This is a genomic window from Massilia sp. Mn16-1_5, from assembly GCF_004798585.1.
GTDB lineage: Bacteria > Pseudomonadota > Gammaproteobacteria > Burkholderiales > Burkholderiaceae_D > Telluria.
In genome coordinates this window covers 1-16871 of record NZ_PPXQ01000024.1, presented here as the reverse complement: position 1 = coordinate 16871, position 16871 = coordinate 1, and the positions used below count along the sequence as shown (strand labels likewise).

Below are 16871 nucleotides of genomic sequence, written 5' to 3'. Positions count from 1 at the left end.
TGCTAGGACGCATGCTTTCTTTGCAGTATGCCATTAGCATAGTCGATCCCTACTTCTACGCGAGCCAAGCGCCATGATTGAAACTGCACAGTTGGTGCAGCTACTGGAATCCAAGGACGCCGAATCCTGGCGCCGGGCCCTGCTCGGAATCGCTGGCGAGATCGGCTTCGAGCATGTGATGTATGCGGTAGTGCATTCGCGGCACGCCCAGTACGAAAACGCCTTCGTCCAGACCAACTATTCGCCCGAATGGCGCGAACGCTACGATGCCGAACGCTTCGCCTACGTCGATCCGACGGTCGGCCATTGTCTGATCAGTAATTTGCCCATCGTCTGGGAACCGGAAGCCTTCGCCACCTCGGGCGGGCGCGTCCTGTATGAAGAGGCCTGCGCGTACGGCATGCGCACGGGCGTGACGCTGCCGATCCACGGGCCGAACGGCGAGGTGGGGCTGCTCAGCCTGGCGTCCGATACGGCGCCCGGCGAGAAATTTACGCGCGAAATCGCCCATGGCATGGCCGACCTGACGCTGGTGCGCGACTATGCCTTTGCCGCTTCGCTGCCCTTCGCCCATCCGAGCGGGGGCGAGGAGGTGCCGCGCCTGACCCGGCGCGAGCTCGAAGTGCTCAACTGGGTCATGGCGGGCAAGTCCTCATGGGAGATCTCGATGATCACCCGGTGTTCCGAAGCGACCGTCAACTTCCACCTGGCCAACGTGCGTCAGAAATTCAACGTCAACACACGCCAGCAGGCGGTCGTGAAAGCGATCGCGCTCGGGCTGCTCAACCCTGAAGATCGCCATCGTTGAGTTTGCCGGCAACGTAGAGCTTCAACAGGATCGCCACCGGGGCCGGAATCGCCAGCCCGGTCTCGAAACGGCTACCGCTCGACTGGGTCACGCCGAAGCGGCCCCAGAATTTCTCCTGACTTTCACGCTTGCTGATGCGGAACTGGCGCAGGTCCGCGTGCGGCGCCCGCATCTGCATCGGCATCGGCATGACCGGCTGGACGCCCGGACGGGCAAGCATGGATTCGCTGATGAAGTCGTTTGGCATGGTCCCTCTCCTTGGTTGTTCGGGTGAAAAACTTAGTATTCCACTGTGTCACTTCCTAGCCACCTAGCAGACTTGCTAGTACCGGTGCTGCCCGGATTGCATGAAGCTTCATGCCTGTCGCATAGATATTTTCGTCAACAATTAGGGAGAACGACATGGCACTGCAAATCGATATCGCAGCACGGCGCGAGTTCCAATCCCGCGATCTCCGCGAGATGCACACACTGCGCGCAAAGGTGTTCCAGGGCCGGCTGGGCTGGGAAGTGCCGGTCCTGTCGGGTATGGAAATCGACGGCTACGATGCACTGGAGCCGCACTACATGATGATGCGCGAGCCGGGCCAGGGCATCCTGCGCGGCTGCTGGCGCCTGCTGCCGACCACCGGCCCTTACATGCTGAAGGATTCCTTCCCCCAGCTGCTGCACGGGCAGGACGCTCCTAGCGACGAGCACATCTGGGAACTCTCGCGCTTCGCCATCGAGACCGGCGGCAGCGGCCAGTTCGGATTCTCGGAAATCACGATGGAGTCTTTCGCCGCGATCACCCGCTACGGCTACGAGCACGGCATCGAAAAGTACGTGACGGTCACCACGACCGCCATCGAGCGCCTGCTGCGCCGCGCCGGCATCGTCACCGAGCGCCTCGGCGACCCGGTCGTGATCGGGGTCGAGACGGCGGTGGCGCTGTACGTCGACATCGACGCCAGCTATCCGGCGGTGGTGCGGTATGGGGCGGGCAAGCAGCGTACGCGCGGCTTGCCGCAATAACGCGGGCGGCGGTGTACCGTACGGGGTCATCGAGGCCAATGGCCTCGATGACCCCTACAGTTCCAAACGCATTATCTGCTCCATGCGGCTGGAACCCGGCCGCTGCGGCTCCGGCTCGCCGATGTCGCGAAACCCCGCGCGCTCGTAGAGCCTGCGCGCGGCATCGTTCCCGCAGACGACGCCCAGCTGCATTGCCCGTGCGCCCGTGCCGCGTGCCCAGGCCAGGGCCGCATCGAGCAGGGCGCCCGCCAGCCCGTGGCCGCGGGCTTGCGGTGCGATCCACACCTGGAACAGGTTCACGCGCGCCGGGTCGGCTGCATCGACCTTGGCCCAGGCCAGTCCCACCGGCTCGCCGGCCAGTTGCGCCACCAGCGGCAGGTCGCGGTTTGATGCGGCGCCCAGGTTCAGGCGCCAGGCCCAGTCCGCGTCGCTGCGCGTCTCCTCCTCGGCCAGCGTGCTGCCGAAGGCGTCGGGCGCATCGGCCAGCGCGCGCAGGCGCAGCGCCCGATACAGCGGCCACTCGTGCGCGGCCAGCCGACGCACGGCGGCGTCGCCTCTATATAGTGTGTTCATTTCAGCTGCTCGTGCAGGAAGGACCAGGTCAGCGCCCACATGCGTGCCTGCTGGGTGTTGTTGGCCGCACCCGCATGGCCGCCTTCCGTGTTTTCCCAGTACAGGATATCGTGCCCCTGGCTCTCCATCAGCGCCGCCATCTTGCGCGCATGGCCCGGATGGACCCGATCATCGCGGGTCGATGTTGTAAATAAGACACGCGGATAGTGCTTGTCCGAGAAAACGTTCTGGTAAGGCGAGTACTTGCCGATGCTTGTCCACTGCGCCGGATCGTCCGGATCGCCGTACTCTCCCATCCACGAGGCGCCCGCCAGCAGCGTGTGGTAGCGCCGCATGTCCAGCAGCGGCACCTGGCACACGACCGCATTGAACAAATCGGGCCGCTGGGTCAGCGCCGCGCCCACCAGCAGGCCGCCATTGCTGCCGCCCATGATGCCGAGGTGGCGCGGCGACGTCACTTTGCGCCGGATGAGGTCTTGCGCCACCGCGAGGAAATCGTCGAAGGTCTTTTGCCGCTGTTCCTTCAGGGCCGCCTGGTGCCAGCGCGGACCGAATTCGCCGCCGCCGCGGATGTTCGCCAGTACATACACGCCGCCGCGCTCGAGCCAGCCGGCGCCGATCAAGCCGCTGTACGAGGGCTTCAGCGACACTTCGAAGCCGCCATAACCGTACAGGACGGTCGGATTCTTGCCATCCAGTTTCGCGCGCCGGTCCATGACGACGAAATAGGGCACCATGGTGCCGTCCTTCGACTTCGCCTCGAACTGGGACACCGTGTACGGTGTCGCATCGAACCAGGACGGCATGGCCTTGAGCTGCTCGCGCGTGTCCGTGCCCGCATGGCCGAGATAGAGCGTGGTCGGCGTCAGGAAGCCCGTCACGCTGAGGAAGTAGTCGTCCGACTCGATCTCGTCCAGGCTGGCCACGCCGAGGGTGCCGATGCCGGGTGCGGCTACTTCGCGGCGCTGCCAGCGGCCATCCTCCCTGCGCAGTTCGAACAGGCGGTTCTTGACCTTGTCGAGCACCGTCAGCAGCAGGGCGCCGCGGGTGACGGCCACGCCGTCAAGCGAACTGGTGGCGTTTGGGGTGAACAGGGGCTCGAAATCGCGCGCGCCGCCAAGGAAGCGCTCGAAATCGATGGCCAGCAGGCTGCCTTGCGGCCAGCTGCGTCCCGCGACCGTCCAATCCGAGCGCAGTTCGAGCAGCAACTGGTCGCGCACCGCATAGGCGTTGGCATCGTCCGGCTTCTCGATTTTCCGCAGGCGGCCGTCGCGGCGCAGGAACAGTTCGCTGCTGTAGAAGCCGATCTGGCGCGTCACGAATTCGCGCTCGAAGCCGGGCGTCATGTCCTTGCGCGCCGAGGCCGAGAGGTCCTTCAGGCCGGCCTCGAACACGGGAACTGCGTTTGCCAGCGGCGTGCCGCGCTTCCACTGCTTGACGATGCGAGGGTAGCCCGAGCTGGTCATCGAGCCGGGGCCGAAGTCGGTGGCGACGAACAGGGTGTCGCGGTCGATCCAGGCGACGCTGCTTTTCGCCTCGGGCAGCGCGAAGCCGTCCTTCACGAAGGCACGCGCTTCGAGGTCGAATTCGCGTACCACCTCGGCGTCGCCGCCGCCGCGCGAGAGCGAGACCAGGCAGCGTGTGCCGCGCGGCTCCAGGCAGGTCGTGCCGGCCCACACCCAGTTCTCGTTCTCAAGGCGTGCCAGCGCGTCGAGATCGATCACGGTCTCCCAGCGCGGCGCCGCCTTGCGGTATTCAATCATCGTGGTGCGGCGCCAGATGCCGCGCACGTGGTCGGCGTCGCGCCAGAAGTTGTACAGGTAGTCGCCGTGGCGGCTGACGTAGGGGATGCGCTCCTTGGCGTCGAGGATGGACTGCAACCGGGTGCGCAGGGCGTCATGGGCCGCGCCGCCGAGGGCCTTTTCGGAGACCGCGTTGTGTTCGCGTACCCAGGCCAGCGGCTTGTCGCCGCCCACGTCTTCCAGCCACAGATAAGGGTCCGCCTTCTCCTGCGCTGCCGCGCCGCCGCCTGCCAATGCCGCCAGGCCCATCATCGCTTTTGCCGCCGTTTTCCGCATCGAACGCCTCGCTTGCCGGACGCCCCAACGACATCCATTAGCGTATATTATCAACAATGTTTCCTAATCGAGCACGCATGACACTGAGCATGACACAGCGATGGCCCTGTCGATCACCCGCAGCATAGGCGCAGCCGCCGGCGCGCGCGGCACTACCCGCGTCGTGCTGTGGGGCGCGGGCCTGTGGCTGTCCTTGCTGGTGGGGGCCTTGCTGCACATGGCGGCGACGCGCACGGTCGAGGAGGAAGCGCGGCGCCGCTTCGAGAACCGCGCCCGCGCCACCCAGGAACGCCTGGCGGGCGCCATCAAGTCCTATACCGACGTCACGCGCGCCCTGGTCTCGCTGTTCGCAGCCAACGATACGCCGGTCACCCGGCTGCAGTTCCATCGCTACGTCGATGCGCTCGACATCAAGACGCACTATCCGGCGATCGATGCCATCTCTTATGCGCAGCTCGTGCCCGATGCCGATCGCGCCGCTTTCGAGGCCACGGTCCGCGCCGACCGCAGCCTGGTCCCGGGCGGCTACCCGGACTTCACGGTCCGTCCGCCCGGACGCCGCCCCAGCTATACGGTGCTGAGCTATATCGAGCCGCCCGAGATGATGCTGGACCGCCTCGGCATGGACATCGCCGCCCGCCCGGCGGTGGCCGATGCGCTGGCGCAGGCGCGCGACAGCGGCGGCATCAGCGCCTCGGGCGCGCCGCTGCAGGTGCCGCTCCCGGTGCCGCACCTGGTCCTTAACATGCGCGCCCCCGTGTACCGCGGCGGCGCCACGCCCGCCACGGTGGCCGAACGGCGCGCCGCCTACATGGGCGGCGTCGGCGTCGCGTTCTCGGTGCCGGCCCTGGTCGAGCGCGCGCTCGGCGGCCATGCCGACGATCCCGTTTCGATGGCGCTGTTTGCAACGAACGTCTCCAGGACGGCAGCCGGGGCCGCGTTGGCGCTGAGTCCGGCCGACCGCCTGCTGTACGGCGACGGTTCCGTGCGCACCCGCGTGTTCGACGAGGCCGATACCTTCACTGCCGTGCTGCCGGTCGATTTCGGCGGCGGCTTGTGGAAAGCCCATTTCAGCGCCCCGAAGGAGGCCCTGCACCTGCCGCTGGACCGGCGCCTGCCGCTGCTGGCGCTGGCAACCGGCTTTGCCGCCACCTTGCTGGTATATAGCCTGTTCCTGTCGCTGTACTGGTCGCGCCGGGTCGCGATCGAGCAGCGCACCCTGCTCGACACGGTGCTCGACAACCTCGACGCCTTCGTCTACATGAAGGACCGCGACCGGCGCTTCCGCTACGTGAACGCGAAGACGGCGCTGGTGCTGGGCCAGAGCGCCGAGCGCATCGTCGGCCGCAGCGACCGCGAGGTGATGCCGGCCAAGCTGGCCGATGCCGCCTGGGAGCGCGAGCGCGCCGTGTTCGACGGCACGCGCCGCGCCAGCCAGGTCGAAATCGCGCTGGAAGACGGCGTGCGCCAGCTGTGGGAAGTGAAGGTGCCGGTGCGCCTCGATGGCGAGCTTGGCGGCGACGTCGGCGGCGTGCTGTGCGTGGCCACCGACGTCACCGACCTGCACCAGCTGAAGGCCGCCGCCGATGCCGCCAACCAGGCGAAAAGCGACTTCCTGTCGAACATGAGCCACGAGATCCGCACACCGATGAACGCCATCATCGGCATGACCCACCTGGCCCTCCAGTCCGCCCACGAACCCAGGCTGCGCGGCTACCTGGAAAAGATCTGGCACTCGGGCCAGCACCTGCTCGGGATCATCACCCACATCCTCGATTTTTCGAAGATCGAGGCCGGGCGCGTCGAGCTGGAACTGCTCGACTTCCGCCTCGACGCCCTGATGCGCAACATCGACACCCAGCTCGGGGAAACGGCGGCGGCCAAGGGCCTGCGCCTGGAGTGCGACATCGCGCCCGAGCTGGCGCGCCCGCTGCGCGGCGATCCGCTGCGGCTTGAACAGGTGCTGCTCAATTTCGTCGGAAATGCCATCAAGTTCTCGGAGCAGGGCAGCATTACCGTGCGCGCGCGGGCGCTTGGCCCGATCGGGCACGACACCCTGGTGCGTTTCGAAGTCGAGGACCACGGCATCGGCATCGAGCCTGGCGAGAGGGCGCAGCTGTTCACCTCCTTCCACCAGGCCGATCCCTCGACCACGCGGCGCTATGGCGGCACCGGGCTGGGCCTGGTGATCAGCAAGCAGCTGGCCGAACTCATGGGCGGCGAAGTCGGTGTCGAGAGCGAGCTTGGGCGCGGCAGCACCTTCTGGTTCACGGCGCGCCTGGGGCAGGGCGGCGCCGCGGGCGCACGCGCAGCGCGCAGCGCTACGCCGGCGCCGGCGCCCGGTACCTCCGCGCGCCGGCTCGACGGTACGCCTGGTGGTACGCTGGCGGGCACCTCGGTGTTGCTGGTCGAAGACAACGTCTTCAGCCAGCAGGTCGGGCGCGAGCTGCTGGAAAGCGCGGGCGCGGCGGTGGTCGTCGCCGGCAACGGCAGCGAGGCGCTCGAGCAGATGCTGCGGCGGCGCTTCGACTGTGTCTTGATGGACGTGCAGATGCCGGTCATGGACGGCTTCGAGGCCACGCGCCGCATCCGCGCCGATCCGGTATTGCGCGATACGGTGGTGATCGCGATGACGGCGAATGCCGGCGTCGAGGACCAGGCGCGCTGCATGGCGGCCGGCATGGACGAATTCCTCACCAAGCCGGTGGCGCCCGAGCACCTGGCGGCGACGATCGCGCGCGCCATCGAACGGGCCGGGACGCGACGGCAGGGCGCTCCCGCCGTGCCGCAGCCGCCCGCACCCAAGGTCCAGGCGGCTGCGCCGGCGCCGGCGGCGGAGTCCCTGCTCGACATCGGCGCGCTCGCCGCCACCTTCGGCAGCGATCCGGACAAGATGCGCAAGTTCGCCTTCATGTTCCTCGACAGCGCGCGCGAAGGCCTGGCCGAAATCGACATCGCCCTGGTCTCGAACGACCTGGCGCGCGCCGGATCGGTCGCCCACCGCATGAAATCCTCGGCGCGCGCCGTGGGCGCCTTCAGTTTTGCCAATCTGTGTGCCGAGCTGGAGCGGCATCACGGCCCCGGTAATGGCGCCCAGGCAAAAGCCATGAGTGCACGTCTGCGCAGCATCTTTGCCAGGCTCGAGCGCCAGGTCGCAGCCGAACTTGGCGCCCGCGCCACGGATGGGCGCTGAGCACGCCCTTGCCTTCCTTCGGGCCGCCAAAAAGAGTATCCTGTTGCGCCTGAGCTGCCCAAACGACCACACCTCCTCCCGATGTCCTCCGCGATCACCCCCGGCTTGCTGATTTTGCACGGCAACCAGATGGAAATGCTGCGCGCCGCCGTCTTCGACTGGCTGCGCGGGCATCCGCTCGGGCCGCTGGAACAGGAGACCATCCTGGTGCAGTCGAACGGCTTCGCCGAATGGCTGAAAATCGCGCTGGCCGAGGAGCTCGGGGTCTGCGCCGCCACTCGCGTCGCGCTGCCCGGCCGCTTCCTGTGGGAAGCCTATCGCACCATGCTGGGACGCGAGCGGGTCCCGAGCCGTTCGCCTTTCGATCGCGATCCGCTGACCTGGCGCCTGATGCGCCTGCTGCCCTTGCTGCTGGACGAACCCGTGTTCGCGCCGCTGACCCACTTCCTCGGTGACGGTTGCCCCGAGCGCCGCCTGCAGCTGGCCGAACGCCTGGCCGATCTCTACGACCAGTACCAGGTGTATCGCGCCGACTGGCTGACCGATTGGGAAATCGGCCGCGACCAGCTGCGCCGCGCCGGCGGCGACCCGGTGCCCCTCGCTCCGGACCAGCGCTGGCAGGCACGCCTGTGGCGCGCCGTGCACGAGAGCGTCCCGCCGATGCAGCGCGGTACCGGCCGCGCGGCCATCCACGAAGTCTTCGTCGCCAGGATCCTGTCGGGCGACCCGCCCAGCGGACGCCTGCCGCGCCGCGTGGTGCTGTTCGGGATGTCGGCCCTGCCGTACCAGACCCTGCAGGCGATTGCCGCGCTCTCGCGCCACACGCAGGTGCTGCTGGCGGTGCCGAATCCCTGCCAGTTTTATTGGGGCGACATCATCGAAGGGCGCGAACTCTTGAGGGCCGCCCATAAACGCCAACCGGCGCGCGGCGGCATCGACCTGGCCACGCTGCCGATCGAGGAACTGCATGCGCACAGCCATCCGCTGCTGGCCAGCTGGGGGCGCCAGGGGCGCGACTTCGTGCGCATGCTCGACGAATTCGACAACGAGGAGGGGCGCCCTGAAACCGACGGCATCGCGAAGATGCGGGTCGACCTGTTCTCGGAAAGCGAGGGCGAGACCCTGCTCCAGCAGGTGCAGGCCGCCGTGCGCGACCTGCTGCCGCTGTCCGAACATCCCCACCTGCCGCCGCCGCCCGACGACCGTTCCATCGCGTTCCACCTCACCCACAGCACCCAGCGCGAAGTCGAGGTGCTGCACGACCAGCTGCTGTCCTGGTTCGAGCAGGACCCGACGCTGCGTCCGCGCGACATCGTCGTCATGGTGCCCGACATCGACACCTTCTCGGCCGCGATCCACGCCGTCTTCGACCAGCATAAGCGCAGCGATCCGCGCCACATCCCGTTCGAGATCGGCGACACGCGCGACCGCAGCGTCAATCCGCTGCTGGTGGCGCTTGAATGGCTGCTGCGCCTGCCACAGCAGCGCTGCCGCCAGAGCGAGATCCGCGACCTGCTCGACGTGCCGGCCGTCAGCACACGCTTCGGCTTGCGCGAAGACGACCTGCCCACGCTGGGCGCCTGGATCGACGGCGCCGGCGTGCGCTGGGGCCTGGACCGCGAGCACCGCGCCGGCCTGGGCCTTGGCGCAGCGGGCGAACAGAACGCCTGGATCTTCGGTGTGCGGCGCATGTTGCTCGGCTACGCCAGCGGTGCCGGCGCGCGCTTCGGCGAGATCGAGCCCTATGCCGAAGTGGGTGGGCTCGATGCGGCGCTGGCCGGCTCGCTGGCCCAGTTCGTCGAAGCCTTGCTGGAGTGGCGCGCGCGCCTGGCGCAGGCGCGGACCCCGGCGGAGTGGGGCGTGCAGGCGCGCGCCCTGCTGGCCGCCTTCTTCGACGGCCGCGAGGAAGACGACCGCATCACCCTGGCCCAGCTGCACGAAGCCCTGAATTGCTGGCTCGAGATGACGGAAGCGGGCGGCTTCGATGAACCCGTGCCGCTGGCGGTGCTGCGCGAAGCCTGGCTCGGCCAGATCGACCAGCCGACCCTGAACCACCAGTTCGTCTCGGGCGGCGTTACCTTCTGCACGCTGATGCCGATGCGCGCTGTTCCCTTCCGTGCGGTCTGCCTGCTCGGCATGAACGACGGCGACTTCCCGCGCCGCTCGCCGCAGAACGATTTCGACCTGCTGGCCCTCCCGGGCATGAGCCGGCCCGGCGACCGCTCGCGCCGCGACGACGACCGCTACCTGATGCTCGAAGCCTTATTGGCGGCGCGCGACCGGCTCTACGTCAGCTGGGTCGGCCGCAACGTGCGCGACAACAGCGAGCAGCCGGCCTCGGTGCTGGTGGCGCAGCTGCGCGACTACCTGCACGCGGGCTGGGACCTCGACCTCGCTACCCTCACGACCGAACACGCGCTGCAGCCCTTCAGCCGTCGCTATTTCGAAGAGGGCGGCCTGCTGACCTATGCACGCGAATGGCGGACCGCGCATGGCGAGAGCGAACGTGCGGACGATGGCGACGCCTTGCCGCCCTACGAGCTGGAAGACGACTTCCGCCTGAAGCTTTCGGAGCTGGCGAGCTTCCTGAAACAGCCGGCGCGCTACTTCTTCCGGCGCCGCCTGGGCGTGATCTTCAACGCGGCCGAAGTGCTGGGCGAGGACGAGGAACCGTTCTCGCTCGACGCCCTGGACCGCTACTTCCTGGAAGACAGCCTGCTCGACGATTCCGGCACCGCCGAGGAACCCGACGAAGTGCGGCAGACGCTCGATGCGCGGGCCGAACGCCTGGCGCGCGAAGGCGTGCTGCCGATCGGCCTGGTCGGGCGCCAATGGCAGCAGCAGCTGGTCGACGGCCTGGTGCCGGTGCGGCGCGCCTGGCTGCAACTGGGCCGGCGCTTCCCGCAGGCGGCGCCGAAGCTGGCCGTCACCCTCGGCCTCGACGGCCTGGTGCTCGAAGACTGGATCGACCGCCTGCGCAGCGATGGGCAGCAGACCGCCTGGCTGATGCAGATTTCCTCGAAGGTGCTCGATAAATCCGGCGCCCCGCGCGGCGACAAGCTGATCGATGCCTGGCTGCGCCAGCTCGCGGCCAGCGCAGCCGGCGCGGCGGTCACCGGCTACCTGGTCGCGCGCGACGCCGTCGTCACCATGGTCCCCATCGAGCCTGAACTGGCGCTGGCGCAGCTGAACGAGATCGCGGGACTGTGGCGCCACAACCTGAACGCGCCGCTGCCGGTGGCCTGCAGGACGGCGCTGGCTTACCTGGCCGAAGGCGATCCGCGCGCGGTCTACGACGGCGGCTACGAAATCGCGGGCGAAGTCGAACGCGAGCCCTGTCTCGCGCGCCTGTGGCCGGAGTTCTCGCTGCTGGTCGCGGCCGGCGGCTGGCCCGACCTCGCCGATGCCCTGTACGGCGCCCTGGCGACCTGGCTCGGCCAGCACATCCAGGTCACGCCACACGGAGGGGACGCGCAATGAGCCAGCTGCTCGACGCCCTGAGCTTCCCGCTGCACGGCTCGCGCCTGATCGAGGCCAGCGCCGGCACCGGCAAGACCTGGACCATCGCCGCGCTCTACCTGCGCCTGGTCCTCGGCCACGGCGGCGCGGACGCCTTTGCCCAGCCGCTGCTGCCGTCGCAGATCCTGGTCATGACCTTTACGCGTGCGGCCACGCGCGAGCTGGCCAACCGGGTACGCGAGCGCCTGGTCGGCGCCGCGGCCTATTTCCGTGGCGAGGGCAAGGAGTCCGACCCCTACCTGGAAGCGCTGGCCAGCAGCTACGACACCGAATCCGAACGCCAGATCGCGGCACACCGCCTGGTACTGGCGGCCGAGACCATGGACGAGGCGGCGATCTTCACCATCGACGCCTGGTGCCAGCGCATGCTGCGCGAGCACGCTTTCGACAGCGGCAGCCTGTTCGACGAGGAACTGGTCAGCGACGAGCGCGCGCTGTTCGAAGACGCCGCCCACGATTACTGGCGCCAGCACGTGTACCCGCTGAACAGCGGCGCGCTGGCGGCGGTGCTCGGCTGCTGGCGCGACGTCGAAGCCTTGAAGGGCGCGGTGCGCGACCTGGTGGGGCGCACGGCCACGCTCGGCATGCCCGATCCGGAGCCGCTGGCCAGCCTGGTCGCGCGCGTGCAGCGCAGGCTGCAGGAGGAGCTGGCGCGCCTGAAGGAGGGCTGGTTCGAACGCGCGGGCGAGATGGAGCGCTGGATCGCCGGCCACCGCGAGCGCAACCCGAAAGCCTTCAACGGCAACAAGATGCGCGTCGATTCGGTGCCGAAGTGGTTCGAGGCGCTGCGCAGCTGGGCCGGCGATCCGCTCATGCTCATGCCCGACCTGAACGAGACGGCCTGGAAGCGCCTGACCCCGCACGGCCTGGAAGACGCGTTCGGCAAGGATTTCCATGCCGTGGTGCCGGACTGCTTCGGCTGTACGGAAGACCTGCGTGAGGCGCTGGGTGCGATTTCCCCGCTGTCGCATGCGCTGCTGCGCCATGCGGCCGGCCACATCGCGCAGCGCATGATGGAACTGAAGACGCGCAACCGCCAGTTCGGCTTTGCCGACATGCTGGCGCGCCTGAAGGACGCCCTCGAGGGCGTCAACGGCGAAGCGCTGCGCCAGCGCATCGTCAGCCAGTATCCGGTGGCGCTGATCGACGAATTCCAGGATACCTCGCCCGACCAGTACCGCATCTTCAACCTGCTGTACCGGGTCGAGGACAACGATCCGGCCCAGGGCCTGTTTCTGATCGGCGACCCGAAGCAGTCGATCTACGGTTTCCGCGGCGCCGACATCCACAGCTACCTGGCGGCGCGCCGCGCAACCGAGGGCCGGCACTACCAGCTCGGCACCAACTATCGCTCGACCGCCGCACTGGTCGATGCCGTGAACCAGCTGTTCCGCCACGCCGAAGGGCATGGTGAACATCCGGGCCACGCGGCCGGTGCCTTCCGCTTCCGGCGCGGGAACATCAATCCGCTGCCTTTCGACTCGGTGCGCGCGGCGGGCAGGGGTGCGCACCTGGTCGGCGTCGACGGGCCGTACCAGGCGCTGGCGATGTGCACCACCGACCAGGAAGAGATGAAGGCCGAGGAGTACCGGAGCTTCTTCGCGAATCACTGCGCCGAACACATCGTCTCGCTGCTGAACGACCCGCAGGTCGGCTTCGCCGAGCCCGATCCCGAGCAGCTGGGCGGGCGCTTCGTGCGCCTGCAGCCTGCCGACATCGCGGTGCTGGTGCGCGACCGGCGCGAGGCGGCGGCGATCCGCCAGGCGCTGGCGCGCCGCAAGGTCGCGAGCGTCTACCTGTCCGACAAGGATTCGGTGGTCGACAGCGAAGAGGCCCAGGACATGCTGCGCTGGCTGTACGCCGTCGCCAGTCCCCTCGACGGCACGCTGGCGCGCGCGGCGCTGGCCACACGCACGGCCGACCTGCCGCTGAGCGAACTGGCGCGCCTCTCGGGCGACGAAACCGTGTGGGAAGAACGGGTCGAGCAATTGAAAGCCCTGCACGCGACCTGGCAGCGCCAGGGCGTGCTGGCCATGCTGCGCCGCTTCATCCACGAACTCGGGCTGCCGGCGCGGCTCTTGCGCGAGCCGGGCGGCGAGCGCAGGCTCACGAACCTGCTGCACCTGGCCGAACTGCTGCAGCAGGCCAGCACCCAACTCGATGGCGAGCAGGCCCTGATCCGCTGGTTCGCCGAACAGATCGAAGGCCTGGGCGAGGGCGGCGACGAGCGCGTGCTGCGCCTGGAAAGCGACGCCGAGCTGGTCAAGGTCATCACCGTGCACAAGTCGAAGGGCCTGGAATACCCGCTGGTCTACCTGCCCTTTGCCGTCACCGCGCGCAAGACCGACAAGCGCAATCGCAGCTTCTTCGAATACGTCGACGAGGAGGGCGGACGGCGCATCGATCTGGCCTTGTCGGACGAGGCGCTGCAGGCGGTGGACCGGGCGCGCCTGGAAGAAGACCTGCGCCTGCTCTACGTGGCGCTGACACGCGCGCGCCACTTCCTGTGGCTGGGCGTGGCGGCCGTGGCGAGCCGCAAGAAGGGCGAGAACCTGCTGCACGAATCGGCGCTCGGCTACCTGCTGAGCGGCGGCGAGCCCGTGCCGACCACAAGCCTGCGCGAGCACCTGGCCCGCCTGCGCGGCAACTGCGCCGGCATCGAACTGCATACCCTCGATCCGCTGGACGGCTGCACCATGCTCGATCGCGTCGAGGAGCGCCCGGGCCTGGTGGAGGCGGCGCCTTTCGGGGCCGACTTCGAGCGCAACTGGACGGTCGGTTCCTTCACCTCGATCACGCGCCACACGACGGCGCCGCCGATGCGCGCCGCCGAGGAAACGCTGCTGGAAGACGAGGAGCCGCTGCCGGCGCCAAGGGTCGACGACGCGCCCTGGCATCGCTTCCCGCGCGGCTCGGTGCCGGGCAACTTCCTGCACGAGCAGCTCGAGTGGATCGGACAGGAAGGGTTCGAGAAGATCGACGACGAACACTTCGATGCACGCCTCACGCAGCGTATCGAGCGCGCCGGCTGGGGCCACCGCCTGGACGACGCGTTGGCCTGGCTGCGCGCCGTCGTGACCACGCGCCTGCCGCCGATCGGCGCCAGCCTGAGCGAACTGGCCAACACCGTGCCGGAGATGGAATTCTGGTTTCCGAGCGAGGGCCTGGACCTGGCCGCTCTCGACCGCCTGTGCCGGCGGCGCCTGCTGGGCAAGGCCGCGCGGCCGACGCTGCCGGAGCGTGCGCTGCACGGCATGCTCAAGGGCTTTGCCGACCTCGTGTTCGAACACGAAGGCAAATACTGGGTACTCGACTACAAGTCGAATGCACTCGGCAATGGCGACGCCGCCTACACGAAACGCGCGATGGAAGAGGGCATGGCCGGCCACCGCTACGACATCCAGGGCGCGATCTACATGCTGGCCCTGCACCGCCTGCTCAAGAGCCGCCTCGGCGAGGACTACGACCCGGCGCAGCAGCTGGGCGGCGCCGTGTTCCTGTTCCTGCGCGGGATCGCCAACACCTCGACGCACGGCTGCTGCCTGCTCGAACCGGACGTCGAACTGCTCGACGGGCTGGACCAGCTGCTGGGGAGGGGCGCATGAAATCGCATACCAGCGCGATCGTCACCTCGCCCACGGCCTTGTGGGAAGAAGCGGGACGCCTGGTCGACGCCGGCGAGCTGCGCCGCCTGTCGCTGGCCTTTGCCCGCTTCGTCGATTCGTTGGGACCCGTCGCTCCGCCGGTTCTGTTGGCAGCCCTGGTGCTGTCCGAACTCGAGGGCCATGGCCACAGCTGCCTGCAGGTGGCCGACCTGGCGCACGATCCGGCCGGCCTGCTGGGCTGGACCAGGGAGGGGTGGCAGGGGCTGGCCGGCACGGTGGCGCCGCTGCCGAAGAGTGCCAAGGCCTGGGCCGCGCAACTGGCCGCCTGCGAGGAGGTCTGGCAGGTCGGCGAATTCGACTTCGGCGCGCCGCTCGTCTTCGACGGCGAGCGCCTCTACCTGCGCCGTTACTGGCGCGACGAGACCCTGGTCGCGAACAGCATCCGCGCGCGCGCGGCAAGCACGCGGCCGGTCGCCACGGGGGACGTGCGCACCTGGCTCGACCTGCTGTTCGCCTCCCAGCGCGCGGAGCAGAAGCCGGACTGGCAAAAGCTGGCCTGCGCGGTGGCCCTGCGCGGCTCGGTCGCGATCATCACCGGCGGTCCGGGTACCGGCAAGACCTATACGGTGGCGCGCCTGCTGGCGCTGTTGTTCGCGACCGCGCCGAGTGCCGGGCAACAGCGCATCGCCCTGGCCGCGCCGACCGGCAAGGCCGCCGCGCGCCTGAAACAGTCGATCGACAAGGCGCTCACCGACCTGGCCGAGCGCGTCGGCGACGCGCTGCCGCTGCGCGAACTCACCGGCCGCATGGGGGCCGCGCGCACCTTGCACAGCTTATTGGGCGCGCGTCCCGACAGCCGCGCCTTTGCCCATCACGCCGGCAACCCGCTCGACGTCGACGTGCTGATCGTCGACGAAGCCTCGATGGTGCACCTCGAAATGATGGCCAGCCTGCTTGACGCGTTGCCCCCTGGCGCGACCCTGGTCCTGCTGGGCGACAAGGATCAACTGGCCTCGGTGGAAGCGGGCGCCGTGCTGGGCGACCTGTGCCACGACGCCCAGTCCGGCGGTTACAGCCTCGATACGGCTGCCTATGTCCTGGAAGCGAGCGGCGAGGAAGTGCCGCCCGAGTACCTGGGCGCTGCCGGGCCGCTGGCCCAGCAGACCGTGATGCTGCGCCACAGCCGCCGCTTCGGCGGTCCGATCGGCCAGCTGGCCTTGGCCGTCAACGCGGGCGAGGCAAGCGCCGCCGAAGCCGTGCTGCGTGGCGAGAGCGAGGGTGCCCTGCGCTGGATCGACGGCGCCCATCAGCACCAGGTGGTGAGCCTGGCGCTGGCCGGCTACCAGCCCTACCTGGAACTGCTGCGCGAAGGACCGCAGGGCGCACATGAGGATTGGGTGCGCGCGGTCCTGCAGCGCTTCGAGGCCTTCCGCATCCTGTGCGCGGTGCGCGAGGGCGAGTGGGGCGTGTCCGGCCTGAACACGGCGATCGAGGCCAGCCTGCTGGCGGCCGGCCTGCTGCGCCGCGCCGGCGAATGGTATGTCGGGCGCCCGGTGATGGTGACCCGCAACGACTATGGCACCCGCGTCTTCAACGGCGACATCGGCCTGACCCTGGGCGACCCGGCCCGCCCCGGCTCGCTGCGCGTCTACTTCCTGGAAGGCGACGAGGTCCGCAGCGTGCTCGCCACGCGCCTGCGCAACGTCGAGACGGCGTACGCCATGACGGTGCATAAATCACAGGGCTCGGAGTTCCGCCACACCGTGCTGGTGCTGCCCGAAGACCGCCACGGCATCCTCACGCGCGAGCTGGTCTACACCGGCATCACGCGGGCGAGCGCGCAGTTCACGCTGGTGACGCCGAACGGCTCGGTGCTGGCCGAAGCGGTGGCGCGACGGACGCACCGGGCGAGCGGGCTGCGGCACCTGATCGAGCGCTAGATCGCCTGGGTTTGGTAGATACCGTCTTGCTCGTCAAGCCTTACATCGCAAATGTTGGATCGTAGGGCTTGCCGGTCTGGACGACACCAAAGCACAGATGCGCCAGCTTACGCATTGCAGCGCCGATAGCGGCCATCTTGG

The 16871-nt window shown here is 68.6% G+C and carries 9 protein-coding genes; 6 read left to right on the top strand and 3 right to left on the bottom strand.

Going from position 1 to position 16871, the window contains the following annotated elements:
* Positions 1-73: 73 nt before the first annotated feature.
* A complete protein-coding gene (locus C2862_RS22385) occupies positions 74-808 on the top strand; it encodes a LuxR family transcriptional regulator (RefSeq protein WP_136222822.1) in 735 nt (244 codons plus the stop codon).
* Here the strand turns inward: C2862_RS22385 and C2862_RS22380 are convergent.
* Positions 783-998: a helix-turn-helix transcriptional regulator gene (locus C2862_RS22380; RefSeq protein ID WP_229467560.1), complete on the bottom strand. Its 216-nt coding sequence runs from the start codon at positions 996-998 to the stop codon at positions 783-785. The two genes, C2862_RS22385 and C2862_RS22380, sit on opposite strands and share 26 nt — an antisense overlap.
* Before the next feature lie 212 nt (positions 999-1210).
* Here C2862_RS22380 and C2862_RS22375 point away from each other — a divergent pair, with 212 nt between their 5' ends.
* Positions 1211-1822 carry an acyl-homoserine-lactone synthase gene (locus C2862_RS22375; RefSeq protein WP_136222818.1) on the top strand — a complete coding sequence of 204 codons (612 nt, stop codon included), beginning with the start codon at positions 1211-1213 and terminating at the stop codon, positions 1820-1822.
* 54 nt (positions 1823-1876) lie between these two features.
* Here C2862_RS22375 and C2862_RS22370 read toward each other — a convergent pair whose 3' ends face one another.
* The gene (locus C2862_RS22370) at positions 1877-2395 is read right to left on the bottom strand and encodes a GNAT family N-acetyltransferase (protein ID WP_136222816.1); all 519 of its coding nucleotides are present in this window, start codon (positions 2393-2395) and stop codon (positions 1877-1879) included.
* Positions 2392-4473: a prolyl oligopeptidase family protein gene (locus C2862_RS22365; RefSeq protein WP_136222814.1), complete on the bottom strand. Its 2082-nt coding sequence runs from the start codon at positions 4471-4473 to the stop codon at positions 2392-2394. The genes C2862_RS22370 and C2862_RS22365 overlap by 4 nt, the downstream gene beginning before the upstream one ends.
* A 100-nt stretch (positions 4474-4573) precedes the next feature.
* On the opposite strand from C2862_RS22365, the gene C2862_RS22360 reads away from it, so the two are divergent.
* From C2862_RS22360 to recD, 4 genes are all read left to right on the top strand, one after another.
* Positions 4574-7666 (top strand): CHASE domain-containing protein, encoded by a 3093-nt coding sequence (locus C2862_RS22360; RefSeq protein WP_136222812.1) that lies wholly within the window; start codon positions 4574-4576, stop codon positions 7664-7666.
* 81 nt (positions 7667-7747) lie between these two features.
* Positions 7748-11146 (top strand): exodeoxyribonuclease V subunit gamma, encoded by a 3399-nt coding sequence (gene recC / locus C2862_RS22355; protein WP_136222810.1) that lies wholly within the window; start codon positions 7748-7750, stop codon positions 11144-11146.
* Positions 11143-14790 (top strand): exodeoxyribonuclease V subunit beta, encoded by a 3648-nt coding sequence (recB, locus tag C2862_RS22350; protein WP_136222808.1) that lies wholly within the window; start codon positions 11143-11145, stop codon positions 14788-14790. The genes recC and recB overlap by 4 nt, the downstream gene beginning before the upstream one ends.
* Positions 14787-16730 (top strand): exodeoxyribonuclease V subunit alpha, encoded by a 1944-nt coding sequence (gene recD, locus C2862_RS22345; RefSeq protein ID WP_136222806.1) that lies wholly within the window; start codon positions 14787-14789, stop codon positions 16728-16730. The genes recB and recD overlap by 4 nt, the downstream gene beginning before the upstream one ends.
* Positions 16731-16871 lie beyond the last annotated feature (141 nt).